This window comes from Candidatus Persebacteraceae bacterium Df01 (genome assembly GCA_030386295.1).
GTDB classification, from domain to species: domain Bacteria; phylum Pseudomonadota; class Gammaproteobacteria; order Tethybacterales; family Persebacteraceae; genus Doriopsillibacter; species Doriopsillibacter californiensis.
Map to the genome: position 1 here is coordinate 383,293 of JANQAO010000003.1, position 25,145 is coordinate 408,437.

The 25,145-nt window shown below is 47.7% G+C and carries 24 protein-coding genes, 3 tRNA genes and 1 other RNA gene; 19 read left to right on the forward strand and 9 right to left on the reverse strand.

Going from position 1 to position 25,145, the window contains the following annotated elements:
- Positions 1-19 precede the first annotated feature (19 nt).
- The 6 genes from NQX30_06600 to NQX30_06625 are packed head-to-tail and all read left to right on the forward strand — an operon-like array spanning position 20 to position 4,571.
- Complete coding sequence (locus tag NQX30_06600; GenBank protein MDM5148034.1) at positions 20-589, forward strand: OmpH family outer membrane protein; 570 nt, start codon at positions 20-22, stop codon at positions 587-589.
- A 10-nt stretch (positions 590-599) separates the two neighbouring features.
- A complete protein-coding gene (lpxD, locus tag NQX30_06605) occupies positions 600-1,580 on the forward strand; it encodes a UDP-3-O-(3-hydroxymyristoyl)glucosamine N-acyltransferase (protein MDM5148035.1) in 981 nt (326 codons plus the stop codon).
- 30 nt (positions 1,581-1,610) lie between these two features.
- Positions 1,611-2,069, forward strand: a complete 459-nt coding sequence (gene fabZ / locus NQX30_06610) for a 3-hydroxyacyl-ACP dehydratase FabZ (GenBank protein ID MDM5148036.1) — start codon at positions 1,611-1,613, stop codon at positions 2,067-2,069.
- A 5-nt stretch (positions 2,070-2,074) separates the two neighbouring features.
- Positions 2,075-2,872, forward strand: coding sequence for an acyl-ACP--UDP-N-acetylglucosamine O-acyltransferase (gene lpxA, locus NQX30_06615; GenBank protein MDM5148037.1), 798 nt, complete (start codon positions 2,075-2,077; stop codon positions 2,870-2,872).
- Positions 2,869-3,993 carry a lipid-A-disaccharide synthase gene (lpxB, locus tag NQX30_06620; protein ID MDM5148038.1) on the forward strand — a complete coding sequence of 375 codons (1,125 nt, stop codon included), beginning with the start codon at positions 2,869-2,871 and terminating at the stop codon, positions 3,991-3,993. The genes lpxA and lpxB overlap by 4 nt, the downstream gene beginning before the upstream one ends.
- The gene (locus tag NQX30_06625) at positions 3,990-4,571 is read left to right on the forward strand and encodes a ribonuclease HII (protein ID MDM5148039.1); all 582 of its coding nucleotides are present in this window, start codon (positions 3,990-3,992) and stop codon (positions 4,569-4,571) included. Before lpxB ends, NQX30_06625 begins: the two co-directional genes overlap by 4 nt.
- Before the next feature lie 85 nt (positions 4,572-4,656).
- Here the strand turns inward: NQX30_06625 and ptsP are convergent, their stop codons facing one another.
- From ptsP to ilvD, 3 genes are read right to left on the reverse strand one after another with little or no spacing between them, the layout of a single operon-like run.
- The gene (ptsP, locus tag NQX30_06630) at positions 4,657-6,708 is read right to left on the reverse strand and encodes a phosphoenolpyruvate--protein phosphotransferase (GenBank protein MDM5148040.1); all 2,052 of its coding nucleotides are present in this window, start codon (positions 6,706-6,708) and stop codon (positions 4,657-4,659) included.
- Entirely contained in the window at positions 6,705-7,109 is a 405-nt protein-coding gene (locus NQX30_06635) for a hypothetical protein (protein MDM5148041.1), read from the reverse strand. The genes ptsP and NQX30_06635 overlap by 4 nt, the downstream gene beginning before the upstream one ends.
- A gap of 41 nt (positions 7,110-7,150) precedes the next feature.
- A complete protein-coding gene (ilvD, locus tag NQX30_06640; GenBank protein ID MDM5148042.1) occupies positions 7,151-8,815 on the reverse strand; it encodes a dihydroxy-acid dehydratase in 1,665 nt (554 codons plus the stop codon).
- A 186-nt stretch (positions 8,816-9,001) separates the two neighbouring features.
- Here ilvD and NQX30_06645 point away from each other — a divergent pair, with 186 nt between their 5' ends.
- From NQX30_06645 to ald, 4 genes are read left to right on the forward strand one after another with little or no spacing between them, the layout of a single operon-like run.
- A complete protein-coding gene (locus tag NQX30_06645; protein MDM5148043.1) occupies positions 9,002-9,574 on the forward strand; it encodes an HD domain-containing protein in 573 nt (190 codons plus the stop codon).
- Positions 9,571-10,446 carry an N-carbamoylputrescine amidase gene (gene aguB / locus NQX30_06650; protein ID MDM5148044.1) on the forward strand — a complete coding sequence of 292 codons (876 nt, stop codon included), beginning with the start codon at positions 9,571-9,573 and terminating at the stop codon, positions 10,444-10,446. Before NQX30_06645 ends, aguB begins: the two co-directional genes overlap by 4 nt.
- The gene (locus tag NQX30_06655; protein MDM5148045.1) at positions 10,443-11,810 is read left to right on the forward strand and encodes an aspartate aminotransferase family protein; all 1,368 of its coding nucleotides are present in this window, start codon (positions 10,443-10,445) and stop codon (positions 11,808-11,810) included. Before aguB ends, NQX30_06655 begins: the two co-directional genes overlap by 4 nt.
- Before the next feature lie 47 nt (positions 11,811-11,857).
- Positions 11,858-12,976 (forward strand): alanine dehydrogenase, encoded by a 1,119-nt coding sequence (gene ald, locus NQX30_06660; GenBank protein ID MDM5148046.1) that lies wholly within the window; start codon positions 11,858-11,860, stop codon positions 12,974-12,976.
- A 253-nt stretch (positions 12,977-13,229) separates the two neighbouring features.
- On the opposite strand, the gene NQX30_06665 is transcribed toward ald, so the two are convergent.
- The 4 genes from NQX30_06665 to dprA form a co-directional block, all read right to left on the reverse strand.
- Positions 13,230-13,838 (reverse strand): cytochrome c, encoded by a 609-nt coding sequence (locus NQX30_06665; protein MDM5148047.1) that lies wholly within the window; start codon positions 13,836-13,838, stop codon positions 13,230-13,232.
- A gap of 189 nt (positions 13,839-14,027) precedes the next feature.
- Entirely contained in the window at positions 14,028-15,380 is a 1,353-nt protein-coding gene (locus tag NQX30_06670; GenBank protein ID MDM5148048.1) for an MFS transporter, read from the reverse strand.
- A 139-nt stretch (positions 15,381-15,519) separates the two neighbouring features.
- On the reverse strand, positions 15,520-16,386 hold the full coding sequence (argB, locus tag NQX30_06675; protein ID MDM5148049.1) for an acetylglutamate kinase: 867 nt from the start codon (positions 16,384-16,386) through the stop codon (positions 15,520-15,522).
- Positions 16,387-16,413: 27 nt separating this feature from the next.
- Positions 16,414-17,487 carry a DNA-processing protein DprA gene (gene dprA / locus NQX30_06680; GenBank protein MDM5148050.1) on the reverse strand — a complete coding sequence of 358 codons (1,074 nt, stop codon included), beginning with the start codon at positions 17,485-17,487 and terminating at the stop codon, positions 16,414-16,416.
- Positions 17,488-17,535: 48 nt separating this feature from the next.
- Here dprA and def point away from each other — a divergent pair, with 48 nt between their 5' ends.
- The 3 genes from def (at position 17,536) to NQX30_06695 (ending at position 19,050) form a co-directional block, all read left to right on the forward strand.
- On the forward strand, positions 17,536-18,060 hold the full coding sequence (def, locus tag NQX30_06685; GenBank protein ID MDM5148051.1) for a peptide deformylase: 525 nt from the start codon (positions 17,536-17,538) through the stop codon (positions 18,058-18,060).
- Entirely contained in the window at positions 18,057-18,965 is a 909-nt protein-coding gene (gene fmt / locus NQX30_06690) for a methionyl-tRNA formyltransferase (protein MDM5148052.1), read from the forward strand. Before def ends, fmt begins: the two co-directional genes overlap by 4 nt.
- A gap of 8 nt (positions 18,966-18,973) precedes the next feature.
- Positions 18,974-19,050: transfer RNA gene (locus tag NQX30_06695), tRNA-Arg, on the forward strand.
- A 143-nt stretch (positions 19,051-19,193) separates the two neighbouring features.
- On the opposite strand, the gene NQX30_06700 is transcribed toward NQX30_06695, so the two are convergent.
- Positions 19,194-19,266, reverse strand: a tRNA-Glu gene (locus NQX30_06700).
- Positions 19,267-19,278: 12 nt separating this feature from the next.
- A tRNA-Ala gene (locus NQX30_06705) sits at positions 19,279-19,351 on the reverse strand.
- A gap of 575 nt (positions 19,352-19,926) precedes the next feature.
- Here NQX30_06705 and NQX30_06710 point away from each other — a divergent pair.
- The 6 genes from NQX30_06710 to ffs all read left to right on the forward strand — a co-directional run bounded on the left by NQX30_06710 (position 19,927) and on the right by ffs (position 25,136).
- Positions 19,927-21,399 carry a glutamine synthetase family protein gene (locus NQX30_06710; protein MDM5148053.1) on the forward strand — a complete coding sequence of 491 codons (1,473 nt, stop codon included), beginning with the start codon at positions 19,927-19,929 and terminating at the stop codon, positions 21,397-21,399.
- Between the two features lie 33 nt (positions 21,400-21,432).
- The gene (locus tag NQX30_06715; GenBank protein MDM5148054.1) at positions 21,433-22,371 is read left to right on the forward strand and encodes a glutamine amidotransferase; all 939 of its coding nucleotides are present in this window, start codon (positions 21,433-21,435) and stop codon (positions 22,369-22,371) included.
- Complete coding sequence (locus NQX30_06720) at positions 22,356-23,174, forward strand: GXGXG motif-containing protein (protein ID MDM5148055.1); 819 nt, start codon at positions 22,356-22,358, stop codon at positions 23,172-23,174. Before NQX30_06715 ends, NQX30_06720 begins: the two co-directional genes overlap by 16 nt.
- A 22-nt stretch (positions 23,175-23,196) precedes the next feature.
- Positions 23,197-24,558 carry an FMN-binding glutamate synthase family protein gene (locus tag NQX30_06725; protein MDM5148056.1) on the forward strand — a complete coding sequence of 454 codons (1,362 nt, stop codon included), beginning with the start codon at positions 23,197-23,199 and terminating at the stop codon, positions 24,556-24,558.
- 24 nt (positions 24,559-24,582) lie between these two features.
- Positions 24,583-24,924, forward strand: a complete 342-nt coding sequence (locus NQX30_06730) for a hypothetical protein (GenBank protein ID MDM5148057.1) — start codon at positions 24,583-24,585, stop codon at positions 24,922-24,924.
- A 114-nt stretch (positions 24,925-25,038) separates the two neighbouring features.
- An RNA gene (gene ffs, locus NQX30_06735) (signal recognition particle sRNA small type) lies at positions 25,039-25,136 on the forward strand.
- Positions 25,137-25,145: the final 9 nt, after the last annotated feature.

The following is a 25,145-nucleotide window of genomic DNA, read 5'->3' on the forward strand; positions in this document are numbered from 1 at the left end:
TTAAATAGGTAATATTATTATGAAAATAAAAACAGCGATATTGATAACAGCACTAACCATTGCCATAAGTGGGGGAGCGCAGGCACAGGAAAGCCAAGTTGCCTTTGTCAATTTTGAACGTATTTATCAAGAATCTAAAGTAGTCAAAGCAGTGCGCGACGAAATTAATGTTACTTTTCGCTCCCGCGAAAAAAAACTGGAAGAACAGGGAGACAAATTGCGCGCTTTGCAGGAAGAATTGCAAAAAGAATCACTCACATTTAGCGAGGCTCAAAAAGAATCACGCATCAGCGAGATAGAGCAAAAAGGGCGGCAATTCGAACGTGACCGGCGGGCCTTGCTAGAAGACCGCGGTGCCATGTTGCAGGAACAACGGCGAACGCTAGACGTGGAAATCGCAAAAATCATAGAGGCCATTGCACGAGAGAAAAAATACAGCATGGTACTTAATCCGTACTTGACCTTGCCGATTTCTGACAACCGCACGCTAACACACAATATTTTGCTGTACGCAGACGCCAGCGCAGATATTACCGGTGATGTCATTGAACGTTTTGACAAGCAGGCACGGTTGAATATTTCACAGTAACCGTACCCACATGCCCTCTCTCACCGATATTGCCAAACAATTGGGCGGCTCTGTTATCGGTGATGGTACAGTAGCGATTGATGGCGTGGCTTCGTTGACCAGCGCACAACGACAACACTTGGCCTTTTATGAATCCCCTGCTCACAAAGATAAACTAGCACGCTCTAAAGCTGGGGCATTACTTGTTGACCAAACCTGCGCCGAAATTGATACCCGTCCACGCTGGGTCGTAAAATCTGCGCCACGACTGCATTTTGCACGACTCGCACAATGGTTACACGCTCCTCAAAAACCAGTGCCGGGTATTCACGCCACAGCCAGAATTTCAGGCAATGCCACAGTACATGAAACCGCAACGATTGATGAAAATGCTGTTATCGGTGCCCAAACTCAAATTGGTCGCAACTGTATCATCGGTGCTGGTGCCGTCGTAGGAAAAAACGCGGTAGTCGGAGATGAATCAATATTGCATCCACGCGCCGTTTTGCACGCAAATACGGTTGTGGGGCGGCGCTGTTTGATTCACAGTGGCGCCGTGTTGGGAACAGACGGCTTTGGTTTTGTGCGTGATGAGCACGGACGGCAGTACAAAATTCCACAGTTAGGTAGCTTACGACTGGGCGATGATGTTGAAGTTGGTGCCAACAGCGCCATTGACCGCGGAACACTGGATGACACCGTTATCGGCAATAGGGTCAAAATAGACAATTTAGTACAAATCGGCCACAATGTGCAAATTGGTGATGATACCGTTATTTGCGGTTGCGTTGGTATTGCAGGAAGCGCTACTATCGGTAACGGCTGCATGATTGGCGGCGGTGCTGGCATTATAGGACATATCACTATTGGTGATGGTGCCATGATTGCTGCCCGAGCAACAGTAACGCACTCGGTACCAGCCGGACAGGCTGTCTCTTCTATCTGGCCGGCGATGCCTATTACGCAATGGCGGCGGCTAGTAGCAACCATGCGGCGGCGCTTTCTCAACTAATTTATATAATCAGAAAATGGAACGACAACAATGAGCGCAGAAATCAACAATACTGACGGCAACTTGATATTGCAGGCTTTACCTCATCGCCATCCTTTTCTATTTGTGGACAAGGTGCTCTCTTATGAATCAGGAAAATCCATTGTCGCGCAAAAAAATGTGAGTATTTCTGAACCCTGCTTTGCTGGACATTTTCCAGAAATGCCGGTTTTGCCCGGAGTTATTATTATTGAAGCACTCGCACAAGCGAGCGCGGTGCTGTCTTATTTATCTCGTGACGATACCGAGACGGATAGCTCTAATTATTTTTATCTTGCCGGAGTGGACAAGTGCCGTTTTCGCCGCATGGTAGTACCAGGTGATACGCTGATACTACACTGTGCTTTACAGCGACATGCTAGAAACTTATTTCGTTTTAACACCCGCGCCGAGGTCAATGGCACAGTAGCTTGTGAGGCGCAGTTGTTAGCTGCACGCCAGAACGATTAATTGTTATGACGACTATAGAAACAGGCGCTTTTGTTGCTCCCACCGCTGAGCTAGCAGACGATGTTGTCATTGGTCGTAACGCCATCGTTGAAGCCGGTTGCAACATTGAATCCGGTAGTCGCGTGGGCGCACATTCAATTATTTGGCGCGGTACACATATCGGCAAAAACAATCGCATTTTTCCGTTTTGCTCCATTGGCGCCGAGCCACAGGACAAAAAGTTTAAGGGTGAAGAAACAACATTACTCGTCGGCGACGACAACACCATTCGCGAATATTGTTCATTTAATCGCGGCACAGCACTCGGCGGTGGACAAACGCGGATTGGCAACGGCAATTGGGTAATGGCTTATGTGCATGTCGCACACGATTGTTGTATTGGCAACAATACCATCATCTCTAATTGCGCGCAATTTTCCGGTCACGTAGAAATTGACGATAGTGCGATTATCGGTGGCGGTTCGTTGTTTCACCAATTTCGCCATGTTGGTGCTGGCGCCATGGTGGGTGGCGGAGAAGCCATCCGACAGGATATTCCACCATACGCTTTATTCGCCCGCGGCACTATAGCTGTCAATACTGAAGGGATGCGACGCAACGGCTTTTCCTCACACACCATTGTCCGCATGAAAGCAGCCTTTCGCTGCTTATACCGTGCTGATTTACCGCTCGCTCAAGCGCAACAACACATTACCCTCATGGCTGATGAAGAAAATGACGATACGGCGGTAGCATTGCGGAAATTAGCTGATTTTTTGCAGCTAGACAAACTAGAACTTATGCGCCCCACCGTGCGCGCATGACCGATATTGTCATGGCCGCCGGCGAGGCATCCGGTGACTGGCTGGCAGCACAGTTAGCCAATGACTTGCGGCGATTGCGCCCCGACATTCACATTGCCGGCGTAGGCGGTCCCCTCATGCGGGCAGCAGGCGTAGAACTCCTTGCTGATTGCGCACCACTTTCAGTGATGGGCTATTGGGACGCCATTAAACGATTGCCTGCTATTTTATCTGTACGCCGGCGCTTGCTGGCGGCAATACAAAACCGCCGTCCTGCGTTATTTATCGGCATAGACGCCCCTGATTTCAATTTAGGTGTATCACAGCGGGCGCACAGCTGGGGAATAAAAACAGCACAATACGTCAGCCCTAGCGTTTGGATGTGGAGAGCTAATCGCATTCAAAACATTCGTCTCGCTGTTGATTCTGTTTTGTGCTTATTTCCTTTTGAGCTGGCTTACTATGAAAAAAGCGGCGTTACTGCCCATTTTGTTGGTCATCCAGCAGCGAAAACACCAGTGCCGGATAGAGCACGCGCACGCGCCGCATTAAGTATTTCCGATAATGAGCGAGTGATTGCGTTGATGCCCGGTAGCCGTTCTACTGAGTTGCGGCAACATTTGCCATTGTTTGCTGAAACGATTCGGCGCTTATCAGAAATATCAGAAACGGCACGAAAAAATGGACGATTGATTGCTTTAGCCACCGATGAATTGTCCGCAAAAAATATACGCATCGGCTTGCCCAGCGTTGAAGTCCGTGTGGGCGCGACTCAAGAGATATTAGCAGCTGCCGATGTGGCTATGGTCAAATCTGGCACATCCACTTTGCAAGCAGCACTACTTGGCGTGCCGATGGTCATTGTTTATAAATTGTCAACTGTAGCTCACGCGGTAGGTGCGTGGAGACAATTCCGATTACCATTTTTTGGGCTGCCAAATATTTTGTGTGGACGTTTTGTGGTACCAGAATTACTACAAAATGAATTTCAGCCCGTTACAGTAGCGACCGAGCTAAAACGCTTACTTGAATATGAACAGTACCAAACCTCACAAACAGCAGCATTTACAGATATTCGTCAGCGACTGGCCAATGTTGAGGAAATGGCAGCAGCAAAAGCTACACTGGCTATGTTGCCATGAGCAAAATATTAATATGTGGAGTGGACGAAGCTGGACGTGGTCCGTTAGCAGGGCCAGTGGTAGCCGCTGCGGTAGTATTAGGTGGCAATATTATTGAAGGCCTGCGCGATTCTAAAAAACTCAGCAATGCACAACGACGACGTTTGGCACCGCGTATTCGCGACCATTGTTTATCTTATGCACTTGGCGTTTCTACTGTAGAAGAAATTGACCACTACAATATTCGGCGAGCGACGATGTTTGCTATGCAACGGGCGGTAAGTGGTATTATCGTTTGTCCCGATGAAGTATTAGTAGACGGAGATTTTGTTCCTGATTTTCCATATCCGTCTAAACCCTTGATTGGCGGCGACAACTTGGTTGAAGAAATTATGGCGGCTTCTATTCTCGCCAAAACAATGCGCGACGACATCATGCTCAAATATGACGCCGACTATCCAATTTATGGTTTTGCACAACACAAAGGATATTGCACAACCACACACCTGCAGGCATTAGCAGAAAATGGTCCCTGCCCTATTCATCGCCACAGCTTTGCTCCAGTAAAAAAAGCAATGGTAGTGCGCAAAGAACCATAACAATTGTGTTTTTAGAAAGCAATATATAAAATTCAAGTTGGCTAATTGTTAAATGTTTTTTTTACTTTTTAATCGTTCCTTAAATTCATGTTGACGCACCGTTGATTTTATTATTGTGTGCCCACGCTGCTTCAGGTGTAGCCGCACTCAAAAATCGGCGCCGATGAACGGTCAATTCTTTGTTGTTGAGCCTGGGTATCAAATCTCGCACGGCAGCCATTTGCGGCACGTTCATGGACAAATTTGTCAATCCCAGCGACAATAACAAGCGCGTCATTGCCGGATCGCCAGCCATTTCTCCGCACAGCGTGACAGGCTTACGAGCGCGGCGAGCATTATCCACAATGTTCGCCAAGAAATGAATCACCGCCGGATGCATATGTTCATAATAACGTGCTAACCGTTCGTCACTACGATCCACGGCAAGCGTATATTGTGTGAGGTCGTTAGTCCCAATAGAAAAAAAGTCTAAATAGCGAGCAAATGCGCGCATCACATAAATAGAAGCCGGCACTTCTATCATGCCACCGATAGGTAGCTCTGTCGCTTGCTTACGCCGTGCCATACGCAACTGTTCACGGGCATTTTTGATAAGCACCATCGTTTGCTCCAACTCCGCCGGATGCGAAAGCATTGGTAGCAAAATTTTCATATTACCGGCAACCGCCGCACGCAACAAGGCTCGCAGCTGCGTGAGAAATATTTTTGGCTCAGCCAAACAATAACGAATAGCCCGTAATCCCAAAGGATTGGTATCCACTTGATCACCGGCAGTCGATTTGTCCAACCCGATGTCAATGGTGCGAATCACCACCGGCAGTGGTGCTAAGCGTTTGAGTACATAACGGTAAACTTCAAATTGCTCATCCTCATTTGGTGGCTCATCACGATTAAGAAATAAAAATTCGGTACGAAATAATCCGACCCCATCGGCAACTGCGTCCAGCACTCCAGCTGTTTCTTCCGGCAATTCTATATTTGCTTGCAACAAAATACTGTCACCGTCTTTAGTTTTAACGCCCGCACCACGCCGCCGGTGAATGCGCTTATGCGGTGCCGCCTCCGCCGTGCGATTTCTTTCAGCACGATAATGCGCCAATGCCCCTTTGTCTGCATTAACAATAACAGCATTATTGTCCATATCCAGAACCAGCGTGTTACCGTTTTCCACTGCCGCCAGTACACCATTGGCGCCAACAATGGCGGGCATATTCATACTGCGCGCCAGAATAGCCGTGTGCGAAGTGCTGCCACCGGTTTCACAAACAAAACCAACAGCCCCTTCGTGCTTTATCGCAATGACGTGTGCCGGATCCAATTCGGAAGTAACTAAAATATTTCCTGAAACGGAAGCAGCGGTTTTGCGCCTGCCAGGTTTGAGTGCTACTAGCAAGCGATTCATAACGTGCTGAATGTCTTTGCCACGCTCCTGCAAATACGAATCTTGAACAGTCAAAAAATGGGCGCTAACCGCGTTGGTACGACGCTTGATTGCCCATTCCGCATTGCATCGCTCACACGCAATAATGTTTCGCGTTTCTCGACTTAATGCAGGATCATCCAGCAGCAGGCGATACAAGTCCATAAAGGGAAACATCTCCGTAGCACCTTGCATATTTGCCACTTTTTCACACATATCAGACAAATCTTTACGCACTTTTTCCAGCGCCTCGTTAAAGCGTTTTTGCTCGCGGGCAACTTGATTGGCACGCAACGTATAACGCGGAATATCAGATTCGCCAGGCAAGCGCACGTAAGCAGTACCGATTAGCACTCCGGTAGCAACTCCAATACCATCAAATTTTTGCATACCTGACACCACTGCCGGTGCTCCGACAGTAGACGGATTTTTCGCTACAGCAGGACTATCCACACCGTCCTGAAAACCGGCGGCAATAAGTTCCAAAATAGCCGCCACCGCTTTTTTTTCATCTTTGCCTCGAGCGCTAATAATCAATTCGGTATCTTTAGGCGCCACCAACATAAGTAAAGAAGCAATGCTACTAGCATTGGCCGTACGCTTGCCTTTGCTTATTTTAATTTCGCTGCTGAACTGTGATGCCAATTTAGCCAATTGTGATGACGGCCTTGCGTGCAAGCCACGCGCATTAACTATGGTGGCGCACGCCGTTATCACGAGCTTTGCACCACTGATTCACGCCCCATCTCAGCAACTTTGGTAGCAACATTTTTTAACGGCTGACAACGCCGCGTGTACGCTTCCATCAGCATAGCCAAATTTAACCCGCTCACACAAGCGATCTTTTTGTCATCGGTGCTAATTTCACAAGCGATATTGGCGTGTGTAGAGCCAAACAAATCACATAAAATTAATACACCATCGACAGTTTGCCGCAACGCAGTAATGGTTCGTCGCAAACGGGAAGTCATCTCCCCGCAATTTTCATTGCCCAGCAAAGGGATGTCAATAACTTGCTGCAACGGTTCGCCTAAAAAGTGCTGCGCCGCTTCTAACAAACATTCCCCTTGTCGAGATTGCGTAAGCAAAATAATGCCCAACGTTTTTTTTTGCGGCATGACCACAGCGATGATTGTATTTTTCTTTCTTCGCTCTTCGTTTACCAGGTAACCGCACCGTTACTTGCACTACCAACCAGCTGGGCGTATTTTTTTTGAACTCCACTGAGTGTTTTTGTTCGCGGTCTCCAACTGGCACGTCGCCGCGTCAATTCGTCGTCCTCAATATGCAAAGTAAGATTACGATTGTCACCATCAATCGTAATCGTATCGCCTTCCTCAACTAGCGCAATATTTCCGCCTACGGCCGCTTCCGGCGCTACGTGACCAACGACCAACCCATAAGTTCCACCCGAAAAACGTCCGTCAGTAATCAACCCCACACTGTCGCCAAGCCCTTTACCGATAATCGCCGATGTTGGCGCCAGCATCTCGCGCATCCCTGGGCCACCTTTGGGACCTTCGTAACGAATTACCACCACATCGCCGGCTTTAATGCTGTCATTTAATACCGCGTCAAGCGCCTCTTCTTCCGAATCAAACACTCGCGCCGGACCAGTGTGCTGGCGGTTTTTAACTCCAGAAATTTTTGCTACACAACCCTCCTCAGATAAATTACCATACAACACGGCAAGGTGTCCTTCTTGATAAACGGGATTATCCAATGAACGAATCACATCACCCACCAGCGGTGTATCTGGAATATCAATCAACGTTTCGGCAACCGTTTTGCCCGTAACGCCGATGCAATCACCATGTAACAAACCACCGTTTAACAAAATCTTCATTACTTGCGGAATGCCGCCAGCACGATGTAAATCTACCGTCACATACCGTCCTGACGGTTTCAAATCGCAAATTACCGGCGTCCGCGCTCGCACTTTTTCAAAATCACCCAAAGTCAACGGCACATCCGCCTCGCGAGCAATCGCCATTAGATGCAACACCGCGTTAGTAGAGCCTCCCACCGCCATAATAACGGCAATCGCATTTTCAAAGGCCTCCTTAGTCATAATGTCGCGCGGTAACAATCCGCGTTTAATAACGTCCACCAACATCCGCCCCGATGCAGCAGCGCTTTCAGCTTTTTCGGCATCCGGTGCCGCCATGGTGGAAGAATACGGCAAACTCATTCCCATTGCTTCAAAAGCACTGGACATGGTGTTGGCAGTGAACATGCCGCCACAAGAGCCGACACTAGGACAGGCTTTCTTTTCAATCGCCAGCGCATCCGCCGGATCCAGTTTACCAGCCGCCACCTGACCAACTGCTTCAAATACGCTAACAATCGTCAAATCATTCCCCTTGTGGTTACCGGGTTTGATGGTGCCACCGTATACATATATGGCTGGTACATTGATACGAGCAATTGCCATCATGCCGCCAGGCATATTTTTGTCACAGCCGCCAATCACCAAAACGCCGTCTAATTGCTGACCGTTGACTACCGTATCAATGGAATCAGCGATAACTTCACGCGAAATTAGAGAGTACTTCATGCCCGGTGTACCCATAGAAATACCATCCGAAATAGTAATGGTACCAAAAGTTTGCGGCATTCCACCGGCAGCTTTCACTGCATTTTCAGCGCTGTCAGCAAGAACGTTTAAACCAGCATTACAAGGTGTAATAGTGGAATGTGCATTAGCGATGCCCACAATCGGCTTGTCAAAATCATTGTCACCAAAACCCACAGCACGTAACATAGAACGGTTTGGTGAACGCGCCAGCCCCTCGGTAATAATAGAACTTCTTCTTTTGCTCATAAAAATCTCCTAACAAACGGATGCGGAATGTGCGATCATTATAACTTGACTAGCGCCTCCTTGTAGGCTACTATCGCACAGATAAAAAGTGCATTTACAGTCAATTTTCAGATAAAAAACTGTTGTGGCAGTATGTGTTGAGGCACGCGTATAATCCCGTCCGTTCAACTAAGAGAGGATTCTTCTATGAAAAAAACAGCATCTTTTACACAGATGAAATACGGGACCAAAGAGGACTATGAATTGTTGGAATCTCTGGAGCGCGACTATGTACGCACCCTACCCGATCGGTTACTGGCTGCGTTGCGTGGTTTGGAACACACATTATCTGGATATCGTGTGTCACGCTTAGAACACTCTCTGCAATCAGCTACCCACGCTTATGACGCCGGTGAAAGTGAAGAAATGGTCGTAGCCGCATTGCTACACGATATCGGCGACGAACTGGCACCTTACTCACATAGCGAAATGGCAGCAGCAATATTACGCCCCTATGTATCCGAAAAAATTCATTGGATTATTAAGTATCACGGTCTTTTTCAAATGTATTATTACGCCCACCATGTGGGTGGTGATCGTCACGCCCGCGATCGCTTTCAAGAACATCCATTTTTTGATGAGGCAGTACGTTTTTGTGAAAAATATGACCAAAATTGTTTTGACCCGCAGTTTCAATCAAAACCGCTGGAGTTTTTTGAGCAAATAGTGCGGCGAATATTTTCCGCGCCGCCACGTGATTTAAGTGCCACTACTGCATGACGACAATTACCGTTGCAGCAATACAGGCGGAACTGGGTGATACTCCCGCCGGCAATTTAGCGCGAATGGAAAGCCTAGCACGGCAGGCAGCGGGAGCGCACATTATTTTGCTTCCTGAACTTATTGAATATCCTTATTTTTGCAAAACTCAACGCGCTGAATTAATGCACTATGCCACCACCGTCACAGAAAATCGCGCCGTTACCGCGATGCAACTATTAGCTGCCGAATTGCGCGCTGTCATTCCGGTCAGTTTTTATGAAAAGGCTGGACAAGCACTATTTAATTCTTTGGCAATCATTGACGCCGACGGTACACTTTTAGGTGTGTACCGAAAATCTCACATTCCTGACGGCCCGGGGTATCAAGAAAAATTTTATTTTGCGCCCGGTGATACTGGCTTTCGCGTCTGGCATACCCAGCACGGCGTTGTCGGTGCCGGCGTGTGTTGGGACCAGTGGTTTCCCGAAGCGGCACGGGCAATGGCGTTACAAGGTGCGGAGATATTGCTGTACCCAACCGCCATTGGTAGCGAACCGCAATTACCGGATTTACATTCCGCCGCACACTGGCGCACTGTCATGTGCGGTCATGCTGCCGCCAATATGATGCCGTTAGCAGCGGCCAATCGCATCGGCTGCGAGCGTCAAAATGACACTTTCGGTCACTCGGTAGAAGTGGCATTTTATGGACATTCATTTATCGCCGATGAATGCGGCTCCGTTTGCGCCGATGCTGGTAAAACAGAGGCGGTTATCACTGCTGAAGTAGACTTAGCAGCTATTGCTGATAAACGGCAGCAATGGGGAATATTTAGAGACCGTCGTCCTGACTTGTACGGCGCACTACTCACTCGAGATGGAAGCTCATGAACAACACCAAATTAACAAGTACCGCAGCCTATCAGCAGGCAGATGCAGCACATTATCTGCATCCATTCACAGACAACGGCGCGCTAGGAAATAACGCACGTATTATCTGCCGCGCCGACGGCGTATATCTATGGGATACCGACGGTAACCAGCTACTTGATGGTATGTCTGGCTTATGGTGCGTTAACGTCGGCTACGGACGCGCCAGTATTACACAAGCAGTAGCAAAACAAATGGATAAGCTGCCATATTACAACAGCTTTTTTCAATGCGCCACGCCACCGGCAATAGAGCTAGCGCAAACACTAACCGAAGTAGCGCCTCCTGGCTTCAATCGCGTCTTTTTTGCTGGCTCCGGCTCTGAAGCCAATGATACGGTGGTACGTATGTGCCGCTATTATTGGCAATTACGCGGTCAACCACAGCGCACCGTTTTTATCTCGCGTCACAACGCCTATCACGGCAGCACCGTTGCCGGCGTTTCTCTCGGCGGCATGAAGGGCATGCACGCACAAGGTGGACCATTGATTCCCGACATTGTTCATGTGCGGCAACCGTACTGGTACGAAGAAGGACGCGACATGACGCCGGCTGTTTTTGGTCACCAAGCAGCAACTGCCGTTGCCGAAAAAATTGAAGAAATCGGTGCCCATCGTGTGGCGGCATTTATCGGAGAGCCGGTGCAAGGTGCTGGCGGCGTTATCATTCCGCCTGATAGTTACTGGCCGGAAGTACAAAAAATATGTGCGCACTACGACATACCAATTGTCGCCGATGAGGTGATTTGCGGCTTTGGTCGACTGGGAGAGTGGTTTGGATCTCAGCGACTCAATATTGACGCCAAAATAATGCCTATTGCTAAGGGATTAACTTCTGGTTACCTTCCCATGGGTGGAGTGCTGGTGCACGACGATATTGCCGACGTATTGATTAAAAGCGGCGAATTCGCTCATGGCTTTACCTACAGCGGGCATCCGACATGTGCCGCAGCAGCATTGGAAAATATACGCATCTTACGTGAAGAAAATATAATCTCTCGTGTGCGCGATGAGGTTGCACCGTATTTTCAAAAACGCTGGGCTACGTTAGAATCGCACCCGCTAGTGGGAGAAACCCGCGGCATAGGAATGGTAGCGGCACTGGAATTGGTTGCTGACAAGGCTTCTGGACAACGCTTTAATTTTGTCCCCGGCGCCGGTGTGCGTTGTCGTGAACATAGTGCCGCTGCGGGACTTATTATGCGTGCCGTGTCCGACACTATGATTGTGGCACCGCCATTGATTATTTCACCAGCACAAATAGACGAACTCGTTGCTAAAGCACGTCAAGCATTGGATGCGCTAGCAAATGAAATAATAGGATAGTTACTTTTTTTGTTAATCAATTCAATCAATCTAAATAAGGAGAAAATATGATTATTGGCGTCCCTAAAGAAATTAAAAATCGCGAATTTCGTGTAGGCATGACCCCCGAAGCGATTCATCAAGCAACACACCGTGGTCACAAAACGGTGGTGCAACACTTAGCTGGAGAAGGTATCGGTGTTGCGGACAACGACTATCGTGCTGCCGGCGCTAAAATCGTTAAAACGGCGCAAGAGGTATTTAAAGCCGCCGACATGATTGTTAAAGTCAAAGAACCACTAGCGAAAGAGCGACGGATGTTGCGCAAAGGTCAAACCTTGTTTACTTATCTACATTTGGCCGCCGACAAAACACTAACGCAGGAGTTGATGAAAAGCAGTGCTGTGTGCATTGCTTACGAAACCGTTACCGACGCCGCAGGACGATTGCCACTTCTGGCACCAATGTCCAAAGTTGCTGGACGATTAGCAACGCAAGCGGCAGCACACTATCTACAACGTTTTGCTGGCGGCATGGGCAAACTCATTGGTGGTGTTCCCGGCGTATTGCCGGCTAGCGTACTGGTATTAGGAGGTGGCATGGTCGGACGTAATGCCGCACGTATTGCCTTAGGCATGGGTGCAATGGTAACTATCGTAGACAAAAGCGCTGATGTGATGGATGACATTACGCGCGAGTTTAACGGCGCAGTAACAACTTTACACTCTACCCCAGCAGCGCTTGCTGCTGCCGTAGCGCAAGCAGATGTCGTCATTGGTGGTATCTTAGTGGCAGGCGCAGCAGCTCCTAAAATTATCAGCGACAAGATGGTGAAATCCATGCGCGCCGGTAGCGTCATCGTCGACGTGGCCATTGACCAAGGCGGCTGTATTGCCACCGCTAAGCCAACCACACACGATAATCCGGTATACAAAAAACACGGCGTAATACACTATTGCGTAACCAACATGCCAGGTGCAGTACCGCACACTTCCACTTACGCGCTAAACAATGTGACTGTGCCATTGGCGTTGGAAATTGCTGACAAGGGATGGAAGCGTGCAACACAGGAAAATTTGCACTTACAAAATGGCCTCAGTGTAGTGCAGGGCGCTCTAACCTGCCCACACTCCGCAGCGTCGCTCAAAATAAAATACACCGCGGCGAAAGATATCCTAAATATTTAACGGCGCTTAAAAATCAATCCGGAAAAGTCTCCAAGTTAGTCAATAAAGTAACTTAACCTTTAGTAACTGGCATAACGCGCCAGTTAACTTAAAGGCTTGGAAAACAAAAAATTGGAGACAATTCCATATTCCCCGCTCTTGTGCGGGAAAGTGGTCGAGAAACGACGTATTAAAGCTTGCCTAATTTATTGGCAAACACGTTTATTAACTTAGGATAAATATCCGCCTGTCGACTAATAACTGATTATCAGACTTAAGGTGCTAACCCTGAAATGTAAGCGGCCAACGAGGTAATTTGCTCATCACTAAGTTTAGTGGCAATCGCCTGCATAATGCTGTTTTCACGCTCACCTGAAGCGTAAGCACGCAACGACGACGCGGTATATTCGGCATGCTGCCCTGATAGTCGCGGATACACCGGCTCAATACCTTCACCAGCAGGGCCGTGACAAGAAGCGCAAGAGGGGATACCGTCAGCAATAACACCACCACGATACAATTTTTCAGCACTTTGGGCTAGTTCCATATCTGCCGCACCAGCAATAACAGGTTGCTGCTCGCTCAAATAAGCAGCAACGTTAGCAATTTCAGCATCACTAAGTCCTTGTGCCATTGCGGACATGATTGCATTTTTGCTCATGCCATCACGAAAGTATTGCACTTGTTTGTAAAGATACTCGCCATGCTGCCCAGCTAAAATGGGATTGGCTGGAATGATACTAACACCCGCTACCCCGTGACAGGCTAAACATTTGCTTTGGTACAGCGTTTGACCTGCCGCTGTATCGGCGCTAACTAAGTCATTAGCGATAGCGCCAGCGGCAACGAAAAAAGAAAAAATAAGAGTGATAAATTGATGCATAGTGAATTATTCTAACATCTTTCACTACTACAATTCAGATTACTGTACAAGTCAAAGTGCATAACGTCTTTTTTCTCATCTATTTTAAATACGCGAGCCACTTTAAAGAGCGAGCATCAACATCGGCAAAAATACGTCAAGCTTTTATATGTAATTTATATATGTATATGATTTAATTATATTTAACTACTACAGCAATTTTGTTGTAGCTCCCTGCATTAGCGGTTGCAGTATGCGTCGTTGCGAAACTAAAATAAACAAACTTGGCAGCACCATCAACATGGTGATGATAAAAAACAACGTCCAGTTGCCGCCCAACCCGTCGACCAAAAAACCGCTTGCTGCCGCCATGGTGGTACGCGATAAATTTCCTAACGACGCCAGCGCCGCGTAATGTGTGGCGGTGTGGGCTCGATCGCACAACTGAGACAAAAAAGCAACAAAAGCCACCGTGGAAATCGCCGTAGTAAATTGGTCGGTCACCACTGCCGTGATAAACAGCCAGCGTTCGGGAAAAAACGCCAGTACCGCAAACAGTAAGTTGGTTGATGCCATCGCGATGCCACCAAGCAAAATGCCACGAAACAGACCGTAGCGGGCGTTAATAAAACCACCTAATATGGAAAAAGCACTCACTGTTATCGCTCCCAACCCTCCAGAAACAAGTCCAATTTCAGATTTAGTAAAGCCGATTTCTTTGTAAAAAAGTAATGACATGCGTCCCAAAAAAGCTTCGCCAATTTTGAAAAAGAAAATAAATGTAAGCAAAAGCAAACCCAGTTGAAGTGAATATTTCACCACAAAACTCTTTATCGGTTGTACATAAGCGTTTACCGCCAATGTGGGCATACCTTCCCAGTTGAACGTGGGAGCTGCAGATATTGGCGCCTCGCGCACAAACCACACCAACAACAACATACTCAGCACAACAACCACAATCAACCCAGCGTAACCGGCTTGCCATGCATTCACGATGCCCGATTCTTGTAACCATTGCACAAAAGGCAGCGCCAACACTTTACCGCCACCAAAACCCAACCACCACCCCGATGTCGTCATCGCCGCACCGGCGCCCAATTTTTGAGGTTCCTCATGACGAACCTGTTCAATGCGCAAGGCGTCAATCGCCACATCCTGTGTGGCACTGGCCAACGCGATAATAAAAATAAGCAAGGACAGCAACCACAACCCACCTTCCTCAGCGGCGTCCACATAAAACGCAATGCCCAACATAGCGATGGCAATAACGCTCTGCATTAGCACAATCCACGCCCGCCTCCGTCCAAGCATCTGGGAAAGAAATGGAATGCGAACACTGTCCACTACCGGCGCCCACAAAACGTTAAAAGCGTACACCGAAAACACCAAACCAAATAACCCAATGCCAGAACGCGAAATACCTTCTTCTTTGAGCCACAGCACCACCATAGAGCTAATGAGCAGCCACGGAAAACCGCTGATAAATCCCAACAATAAAATTTTTGCCATGCGTGCATCGCGATAGACCACTAATGTTTCGCGCCAATTATTAGAATTTGTCATATTCTGCGTCCATATCAATTAATTTAATTTTATAGGACATTCGTTTTTATTATTGTTTTTTTCTTTACAATTATTTTTATTCGCTCAAAAATAAAAATAACCTTTACGAGTCCGCCTTTATCTGCAAATCAAATAACACTCACGGCAAAATTCTGGTCCCCGCACCGACATCGGTAAAGCATTCCAACAGTAGCGAATGCCGCGCCGTTCCGTTGATAATACGGCATGAACGCACCCCTCCCTTAACCGCTTCTAGCGCGCAATCCACCTTGGGCTTCATGCCGCCGGCAATCACGCCATCGCGTAACATCTTGCGTGCCGCCGCCGCGTTGAGTTCAGTGACTAATTTGTTTTTTTTATCCAACACACCCGCCGTATTTGTTAATAAAAACAGCGAATCAGCCGCCAGCGCAACAGCAATGCGCGAGGCAACCAAATCCGCATTAATATTAAGTGTTCTGCCCTTGTCATCGGCGCCAATAGGCGCAATGACGGGAATAAAATCCGCACCGTCCAATGTCACCAGCAAATCAGCATCAACAGATTCGACTTTGCCAACCAACCCAATATCCACTTCACCGGCAGCACCAGCTTTCATTTGGCGAGCGCGAATGAGACCACCGTCTTTACCGGTCATGCCCACTGCTCGCGCTCCGTGAGAATTTATTAACTGTACAATTTGTTGATTGACCAGTCCGCCTAACACCATTTCAACGATATCCATAGTATCACTATCGGTATAACGCATACCCTCCACAAAGCGGCTCTTAAGCCCCACTCGCTCCAATGTACGGTTGATTTGCGGCCCACCGCCATGTACCACCACTGGATTAATACCAACCAATTTTAATAGTGTCACATCAGCAGCAAAAGCCTTTTGCAAATCCTCATCAATCATGGCGTTACCACCGTATTTAATAACGATAGTTTTGCCGTGATAACGACGAATGTAAGGTAGTGCCTCGGCGATAACGTGAACTTTACTGGCGTTTTCGGAAGGAGTCATTACAGCGGAATTATGACAGATGTACCTTCAAACTCGCTGGTAAGTACCGCCCGCGGCGGGAAGAATTTTACCTTCCATTTCCAATATCAACAGCTCGGGCAACAATACCTGCGCTACCATACCGCTACGTTCGGCAATATCATCCACCGACGTTGGCTCAAAATCAATAAAAGAAAGCAGTTCACCCGGTTTTGGTGGCGGTGGCAACGGCGTTTTCGGCGCGCGCAATTTTAATTCTTCCAGCACATCGCTAACATTTTCGGCTAATTTAGCTCCCTGTTTAATCAACCGATGACAACCGCGATGCAGCGGCGAATTGATAGAACCGGGTACGGCGAAAACCTCACGTCCCTGCTCCGCAGCCAATTCAGCGGTGATAAGTGAGCCACTTTTTACCGTTGCTTCTACTACCAAACAGGCACGCGCTAACCCGCTGATAATACGGTTGCGGCGCGGAAAATTGCCCGCCATCGGCGGCGTGCCTAAAGGAAAATCACTCACCATCAAGCCACCCTCTTGCACGATTTTCATAGCGATTGTGCGGTTTTGCTTAGGATAAATAATATCTATACCCGTACCAAGCACCGCCACCGTACCCGCCGGACCTTGCAGTGCGCCACGGTGGGCGGCGCTATCCACACCTTGCGCCATACCACTGACCACACCCACGCCGGCTTCCGACAAGGCTCGGGCAAAAATTTCGGTGTTTTTTACTCCGGCCGACGACGCACTGCGACTGCCCACTACCGCTACCAACGGTCGGTTTGTCAGCACGTGACTGTCACCCATCGCATACAGCAGTGGCGGTGCATCAGTAATCTCCAAAAGCAACGGAGGATAATCCTTATCCGCCAACGTTAAAATTCGGCAATTCTCCCGTTCTGCCCAACGACAAGCTGCCTTTACGTCTTTTTCGTTATTATCGTTTTTGATGTTTCGTGCCACTCTTGCTGGTACGCAAGCACTCAACTCGGCAATACCGGCACGCCGTGTCTGACCGGGACTGCCAAAAACGCGTAATAATTTGCGCATAGTGGTCGGTCCGACCCCGTCAGTCATAGACAGCGCTAACCAATCTTTCAATGCAAAATCATCAGGCATGGCGTTAAAATACACATTTTACTCCGCTCATTATCATCTATTATCCTTATGCTTCCCATTGTCAAATATCCACATCCCATTTTGCGCACTCCGGCACAAGAAATTAGCACCATTAGTGATGAGTTACGGACGTTGGCCGATGAGATGTACGCCACCATGCTGGCAGTACGCGGCATTGGTCTCGCCGCACCGCAAATCGGACGCAGCCTGCGATTAATTGTCGTTGATGTGAGCAAAGAACGCAACCAACGCATCACGCTTTTTAATCCGCGTATCACCACCCAAGAAGGCACAGGTGAAGGAGAAGAAGGTTGCCTTTCTATTCCCGGCGTCAGCGCCACTATCAAACGCACTGCTTCCGTATGCGCAAGTGGTCTCAACAGCCAAGGTGAAATCCATGAGATAAAAGCCGAAGGCTTACTCGCTGTCTGCCTGCAACATGAAATAGACCATTTAAATGGCGTGCTGTTTGTAGATCATTTAAGTCGTTTTAAGCGCGAACGATTGTTGGGGAAATACCACAAACTGCAAGAAACAAACTTAAAAAATAACGGCACACTGCCTACCCAATGAAGCTGATTTTTTTTGGCGCCGGTAGCTTTGCTATCCCTGCTTTGCAAGCGCTCGTGAACATACACGACATCTGTCTTGTTATTTGCCCACCACCCAAACCTGTCGGTAGAAACATGCAACAAAAATCTTGCCCACTCGCACAAGTGGCACAAACACTGGCATTACCCCTTATAGAAAATACGGAGGTGGCTACTATCCGTAGTGATATTCGTCAGCAACAAGCCGACGCGCTCGTCGTCTGTGACTACGGTCATCTGTTGCCAACGGACATGCTAACTCTGACACCACGCGGCGCACTCAACATTCATTCATCATTACTGCCACGGTGGCGCGGCGCAGCTCCCATCCTGCGGGCGCTACTCGCCGGCGATAACGAAACCGGCGTAACCATCATGCAAATGGATGCCGGTTTGGATAGCGGTAAAATATTACTGCAGCAAAAAACGCCCATCATGCCAACCACAACTGGCAGCGAATTACATGACACGCTAGCAATGATAGGCGCGCAACTAATTATTCAGGTATTGAGCGAAAATCCAACCGCAGTAGCGCAAGACGACTCACAAGCAACTTATGCAAAAAAAATTACTAATGTTGATCGCCAGTTAAATTTTAATCAACCCGCCATAGCAGCTTGGCGACAAGTCCGCGCCTTTGCGCCGCAACCGTGCGCTTATACAGTGCTAGCCGACAAACACATCAAAGTGCGCACCGCCACTGTGCGCAATGTTCAAGGTACACCAGGAGAAATTTTGTCAATCAGTTCCGACGGTATTGTAATTGCCTGCGCAAATAATGCGCTAGCACTATTAGAAGTTCAGCGGGCTGGCAAGCGGTTTATTACGGCGGCAGATTTTTTGCGCGGCTTCAAGTTGCCTATACAGAAAACGGCGAGCATAATTTAGAGTTTCGCGCCCCGGTAGCTCAAAAGGATAGAGCAGGCCCCTCCTAAGGGCAAGGTTGGACGTTCGAGTCGTCTCTGGGGCGCCACTGGTTTTTAGCTTGCACTTCACGCCTTGCAATCGGACAATTGCAAGCATTGTGAATTTTCAATTTTGGCGAAACATCCTTTTTTATATTTTTAGAATGACAATTCTCACCAAAAAATCACGCTAACTGATGCCTAAAAAAGGCATCCCCAAGGGGATTTGAACCCCTGTTGCCGCCGTGAAAGGGCGGTGTCCTAGGCCTCTAGACGATAGGGACATCATACTTTTGTGGAGATAAGCGGGTTCGAACCGCTGACCTCTTGCATGCCATGCAAGCGCTCTACCAGCTGAGCTATATCCCCGAACGGAAGCCGTATTGTAGGATATTTCAAAGCCTCTTACAAAACTGCATACTACCATCCGTAACGTAATATATCAGAAAGAAGATTGTGCCACTTTGAATTATAAAAAAATTGACTATGTTTATTTGCAATTAGTAGCACAAAAGAATCCACTCATCACAACATGCCAAACACTTTTTTGTCTACTGAAATCATCAATTATAAAAAAAACGTTCGTTCGGTGTCATCCCTCTCTTCGCAACTAAAAATAACACCGGTGACATCGCTAAAAAAATAAAAAATTCCGCAGTATTACCATTGCCGAACCATACTCAACTAAAAATCGCTTGGCAAAATTAACAGTAACCTTGCGATAAGACAATAGACATTTCTTACTCAGCAAACGTTTTCTCAGTCACTGTAGTCAAGTTTCATAAAATATTTTATAGTGCTTTTCTCCCTCATCGGATTAAAGTTGAATTGTCACGCCAATCAAAATCACTTATATTCTTAACTTGCACTAAAGGCAAATGTGAGGTATATTTCGCCGAAACATTCCATTACGTTATTTTCTAAAAGAGAGAGAGGGAAATGCAATGACGGCATTAGACGAGCATATTTCGCAGCCTGGGCGAAATGATTTAGTTAAGCAGGTACGTGAAAAAATTGATGCCCTTGGCATTGATTACGTTTATTATCAATTTATCTCGGTGACTGGCAGAATTGTGGGCAAAGGTATCCCCTCTGACCACTGGGAGCGTACGGCGCGAAATGGCTTTCAGTTGGTGTATGGAGCAACGGCTAATTTGTACACTGACCGCCACAATAACTACATCGGCTATGGCGCAGAATCATCGGAACTGGTCGGCATTCCTGACCCAGAAACTTTTGTACAATTGCCGTGGGATAAGCGCGTGGCTCGAGTATTTTGCACCTGCTTTCGCAATCGAGAAGAAAGTGAAGACCCAGGCGGTTTGCTGGCATCGGATTGTCGCGGCAATTTTCGCCGTATGCATCAGGATTTTGAGCAGGAGCACGGCATGCATTTGCGCTCCGGCATGGAACCCGAAATGATGTGGCTCAAGCGCGGTGAAAATGGTCTGCCCGACGGGGGCTACACCAAGCCCAATTGCTATCACATTGACCAATTTGAAGCGTTGCGGCCGATATTTCTGCGGGTAATAGAATATGCTCGCGCAATGGGACTAGACATGGTGCAAGGCGATCACGAAGATGCGCCAGGACAGTTAGAACTTAATTTTGAGTTCGATGATGCCTTACGCACCTGTGACCGATTGACTACTTATCGACAAATTTGCGCTCAAGTAGCACGTGAAAATGACATCATCGCCTGTTTCATGCCGAAACCTTTTATGGGAGTCTCAGCTTCCGGCTGCCACCAAAATTTATCACTGTGGCGCGGTGGTAAAGATGAAATTAACATATTAGGGCATAAGACCTTGCCGGGCATGGAAGGTGCCTACGCGCATCGCAAGGGCGGCGAAAATCTGTTTATGCCCGACCCTGCCGTAGATGCAAAAAAACCGGGGCCGGTAGGGTTGCAATGTATCGGTGGTGTGGTGGAGCATTTACCCGCATTAACAGCAATTGGTTGCTCAACGGTAAATTCCTATCGTCGCTTGTGGGATACAGGTTTTTGGGCACCTGTGTATTCGGATTGGGGTTATCAAAATCGTACCTGCGGTTTGCGCGTTTCGGCGCCAGGACGATTTGAGTATCGTGCAGTAGATTCGGCAGTAAATCCATATTTGATGTCCTCGGCGGTGCTGGCTTCTTTTAGCGACGGTATCAAAAATAACATGGACCCAGGTGAGCCAGAATCGCGTAACATTTATGAAGCTATAGAACAAGGTAAAAAAGTTAAAAAATTACCTCTTACTCTTGGTGAAGCTTTGGATCGCTTATCCGAGGATGACGTGATTAAAGACAACGCATTACCGGAAGAGATGTATCGCGTGTTCATGCATTACAAGCGCAACGAGTGGGAAACATTTTTGGCGACAGTTACCCATTGGGATTTGGAAACCTACTGGGATTGTTTGCCCTAATCTACAACACTAAACTAAATAAGGAAATATATTATGTGCGGAATTGCAGGATTAATCCATCGCGGGGAAAGTGCCGATATAGGCGACGAAATGACCCGGATGTTGCTAGCACTCAAGCATCGCGGACCGGACTCTACCGGTTATGCCCTTTATGGCGACGGCACTGACGACGATTATGTGATGCGAGTTAAACTAGCTGAACAAGCCGACTTACAGAGCGGTTTTGGCATTCACGAGCGTATTCGTGTCCGCCGCGAGGAAGTAATAAACCGCTTGCAGGAGCGCGAGGTTGAAATCGTACAAAACGAAGACGCCACCGAATATGCGATGCGGGTGCATTTCAAAACTAACGGCGACACACGACATCTAGCCAATTATCTGGAAGACATAGATGGCGTAGAAATTTTATCGCTAGGACACTGCTTGGAATTAATTAAAGATTTGGGCGATGCAGATGATGTGAGCAAGCAGTACGGATTGCGCAAATTCCGTGGCACCCATGCTATCGGTCACACCCGTATGGCAACGGAGTCCGATGTGGACATTCGCTCTGCTCATCCGTATTGGGCTTATCCTTATGCTGATATTTCCGTCGTTCACAATGGTCAATTAACAAATTACTGGACAATGCGACGGGCACTGGAACGGTGTGGGCATCGCTTTATGTCTAACTGCGACAGCGAACTGTTAGCAGTATATATCGCTAATCGCACAGATGCCGGAGACGATTTGGAATCCGCCCTACAGCGTTCAGTAGAAGAATTAGACGGCGTATTCACTTACATAGTCGCGACATCTAACGCTCTCGGTATGGCCAAAGATGTCATGGCAGCTAAGCCGATGGTATTGTATGAAAGCGATACTTTTATCGCTTTGGCGTCGGAAGAGGTAGCAATTCGCTCCATTTTTCCACACGAAATAAATTCTTATGACCCCTACGAAGGAGAAGTAAAGATATGGCAGAGGAATTAACCGGCGGCGCTCTTATCGGGCGCAACCAACAAATCTTTTTCAATGCTGAAGCCGGTGATAATCGTTTTGTATATCCCGACTCGGCGGAAGTGGATTTTTCCAATAAGGCAGCTTTTGACGCTTCTGATATGGATACCACGAAAATCAATAAAAAATTACGGGCATTAATAAGTGATGGTCATGGGCATATCACGATTAAAAACCCGGGTGCTAAACACTCACTGGCGGTGGGGATTTTGAATCGCTTGCAGCTGGAAATTGATGGTAGTTTGGGATACTTTGGATGCGGTCTCAATGACGGTCCTACCGTACGCATATCAGGACGCGTAGGTTGGTCATGCGCCGAAAATATGATGTCAGGCGTCGTAGAAATTGCTAAAAATGCAGGTTCCACATTTGGTGCAGCATTGCGTGGCGGAGATTTAGTGTGCCACGGCGATGTTGGCGGTCGTACCGGTATCTGCATGAAAGGCGGCACAATTATTGTTGGCGGTCGTACCGGCGCATTTTCTGGTTTTATGATGCAACGAGGTCGTATGATTGTTTTAGGCGATGCCGGTGGAAATCTAGGCGATACCATGTATGACGGTATCATTTACGTTGGAGGAAAGATAGACAACCTTGGAGTAGATGCCGTAGAGGGCGAAATGACTGATGCCGACTGTGCATGGCTGCGCCGTAAACTATCACTGTATGGCATGGACGCACCCAACGGTATTGAAAACATGACTAAAATCGTTTCCGGCAAACAGTTGTGGAATTATGACAATCTAGAGCCGACAGAAAAGAAAATCGTGCTTTAAAAAGGTAAGAAAAGAGAGAACCATGACAAAAAACAAAAATCCTGCCGCGCCGGCCGAAAGCGCGACGCATATTTTAGGGAAAAGCGCGGTCTTTACACCGGATGTTATTAACGACATTCACGTCAAGGCCGAGCTGGGGCGCTATCGGATGCGCGGTTTCTCTATGTTTAAGCAAATTCCTAACTGGGATGATTTGACTTTTTTACCTGGTACTTTAACGCGCTTTGTGATTGAAGGTTATCGCGAGAAATGTCTGACCCGCACTATCCTTGGTCCTAAAGCTAAACGCCCATTAGAACTGGATATTCCTGTCTATATCACCGGCATGAGCTTTGGTGCTCTATCGTATGAAGCAAAAATTGCTCTAGCGCGTGGTGCAACAATGGCCGGAAGCGCCACTTGCTCAGGTGAAGGTGGGATGATTCCCGATGAACGTCGTTATTCCACCAAGTGGTTTTATCAATGTATTCAATCACGTTACGGCTTCAACCCTCATCATTTACAAATGGCTGACGCTTGTGAATTTTTTATCGGACAGGGTTGCAAAGTAGGATTGGGCGGGCACTTGATGGGACAAAAAGTCACTGACCAAGTGGCAGAAATGCGTTCACTGCCAGCAGGGATTGATCAACGCTCACCAGCACGACATCCGGATTGGCTGGGACCTGACGATTTAGCACTCAAGATTAATGAAGTTCGTGAGGCAACGGATTGGGAAATTCCCATTCAGCTAAAACTCGGATCAGCTCGGGTGTACGACGATGTCCGCATGGCGGCAAAAACCGGTCCGGATATGATTTATATAGACGGAATGGAAGGTGGCACAGGTGCTGGACCACATCTAGCTACAGAAGAAACTGGGGTACCGGGTATCGCGGCCATTCGCCAAGCAAGAAAAGCGCTGGATGACGTCGGAAAAACGGGTGAAATCAGTTTAGTATATGCTGGTGGCATTCGCAACGGTGGCGACATAGCCAAAGCATTGGCGCTGGGAGCAGACGCTGTCGCTATCGGTCATGCCGCACTCATTGCGCTCAACTGCAACAAAAACACCGCAGAATCGGATTATGAATCGGAAATCGGCGTAAAAGCTGGTAATTGTTATCACTGCCACACTGGTCGTTGCCCTGTCGGCATAGCCACACAAGACCCAGAATTACGCAAACGCCTAGATCCAGATGAAGCAGCAATACGCGTGTACAACTTTTTACACACATTAGCGATTGAATGCCAAATGATGGCACGTGCCTGTGGAAAAACTAATGTACACAGCTTGGAGCCAGAAGATTTAGCAGCATTAACAATGGAGGCGTCAGCGATGGCAATGGTTCCACTAGCAGGAACACAACACACGGTAGGTCGCCCAGATATGAATCGCTATTAAAAATTATTCAAAGAGAGATTAACAATGACAAATGCAAATTCTGGAAAAGAGCCTATTGTTGGTTACCGCTACGATGTTAACCTATTGCCTGACATGGATATGCTCACCCCTTTTTTAAAGGAATATTTAAAAATCATGAACTGGAAAGATCTGAATTGGCTGGAGGACGTGCATATGGGTTATGAAGAAGGGCGCCCTGCGGTATTTGATCGTAATATCAATGGCTGGGTGACAGTCCCTGAAGGTATGGACTTGCCCGACAACCAGCAAGAGCGCGACATGATCGCACGCGAATTGCTCGTAAAGTTTCAAATGTCAGAACGTCATCCGTTAGTAGCTCTCAAAAAAGCCTACGGCAAAGTATAACGACAGATTTCTTGTCCAAAATAAAAATATAACTTATTGAATTCTATTTGAATCAGGTTATGATTGATCATAACCCTATATGTTGAGCGCAAGCAAAAGCGTATAATTAAAGGTGGCGGGTCTCCCCGCATGGCACGATGAAAACCGGGTCAGATTCGGAAGAAAGCAGCCCTAATTATCCTCTGCCAGTGCCGGGGAAATGACTCGCCGCTTAGTTTTCA

Bases quoted from the DNA above. Each gene is read 5' to 3' on its own strand.
- argB (MDM5148049.1), bottom strand. From the start codon at position 16,386: ATGACTCCTTCCGAAAACGCCAGTAAAGTTCACGTTATCGCCGAGGCA.
- lpxA (MDM5148037.1), top strand. From the start codon at position 2,075: ATGACGACTATAGAAACAGGCGCTTTTGTTGCTCCCACCGCTGAGCTA.
- NQX30_06645 (MDM5148043.1), top strand. From the start codon at position 9,002: ATGAAAAAAACAGCATCTTTTACACAGATGAAATACGGGACCAAAGAG.
- NQX30_06730 (MDM5148057.1), top strand. From the start codon at position 24,583: ATGACAAATGCAAATTCTGGAAAAGAGCCTATTGTTGGTTACCGCTAC.
- dprA (MDM5148050.1), bottom strand. From the start codon at position 17,487: ATGCCTGATGATTTTGCATTGAAAGATTGGTTAGCGCTGTCTATGACT.
- ilvD (MDM5148042.1), bottom strand. From the start codon at position 8,815: ATGAGCAAAAGAAGAAGTTCTATTATTACCGAGGGGCTGGCGCGTTCA.
- NQX30_06725 (MDM5148056.1), top strand. From the start codon at position 23,197: ATGACAAAAAACAAAAATCCTGCCGCGCCGGCCGAAAGCGCGACGCAT.
- NQX30_06720 (MDM5148055.1), top strand. From the start codon at position 22,356: ATGGCAGAGGAATTAACCGGCGGCGCTCTTATCGGGCGCAACCAACAA.
- NQX30_06715 (MDM5148054.1), top strand. From the start codon at position 21,433: ATGTGCGGAATTGCAGGATTAATCCATCGCGGGGAAAGTGCCGATATA.
- aguB (MDM5148044.1), top strand. From the start codon at position 9,571: ATGACGACAATTACCGTTGCAGCAATACAGGCGGAACTGGGTGATACT.
- lpxD (MDM5148035.1), top strand. From the start codon at position 600: ATGCCCTCTCTCACCGATATTGCCAAACAATTGGGCGGCTCTGTTATC.
- fmt (MDM5148052.1), top strand. From the start codon at position 18,057: ATGAAGCTGATTTTTTTTGGCGCCGGTAGCTTTGCTATCCCTGCTTTG.
- NQX30_06710 (MDM5148053.1), top strand. From the start codon at position 19,927: ATGACGGCATTAGACGAGCATATTTCGCAGCCTGGGCGAAATGATTTA.
- ald (MDM5148046.1), top strand. From the start codon at position 11,858: ATGATTATTGGCGTCCCTAAAGAAATTAAAAATCGCGAATTTCGTGTA.
- NQX30_06635 (MDM5148041.1), bottom strand. From the start codon at position 7,109: ATGCCGCAAAAAAAAACGTTGGGCATTATTTTGCTTACGCAATCTCGA.
- lpxB (MDM5148038.1), top strand. From the start codon at position 2,869: ATGACCGATATTGTCATGGCCGCCGGCGAGGCATCCGGTGACTGGCTG.
- NQX30_06625 (MDM5148039.1), top strand. From the start codon at position 3,990: ATGAGCAAAATATTAATATGTGGAGTGGACGAAGCTGGACGTGGTCCG.
- NQX30_06665 (MDM5148047.1), bottom strand. From the start codon at position 13,838: ATGCATCAATTTATCACTCTTATTTTTTCTTTTTTCGTTGCCGCTGGC.
- NQX30_06600 (MDM5148034.1), top strand. From the start codon at position 20: ATGAAAATAAAAACAGCGATATTGATAACAGCACTAACCATTGCCATA.
- fabZ (MDM5148036.1), top strand. From the start codon at position 1,611: ATGAGCGCAGAAATCAACAATACTGACGGCAACTTGATATTGCAGGCT.
- def (MDM5148051.1), top strand. From the start codon at position 17,536: ATGCTTCCCATTGTCAAATATCCACATCCCATTTTGCGCACTCCGGCA.
- NQX30_06670 (MDM5148048.1), bottom strand. From the start codon at position 15,380: ATGACAAATTCTAATAATTGGCGCGAAACATTAGTGGTCTATCGCGAT.
- NQX30_06655 (MDM5148045.1), top strand. From the start codon at position 10,443: ATGAACAACACCAAATTAACAAGTACCGCAGCCTATCAGCAGGCAGAT.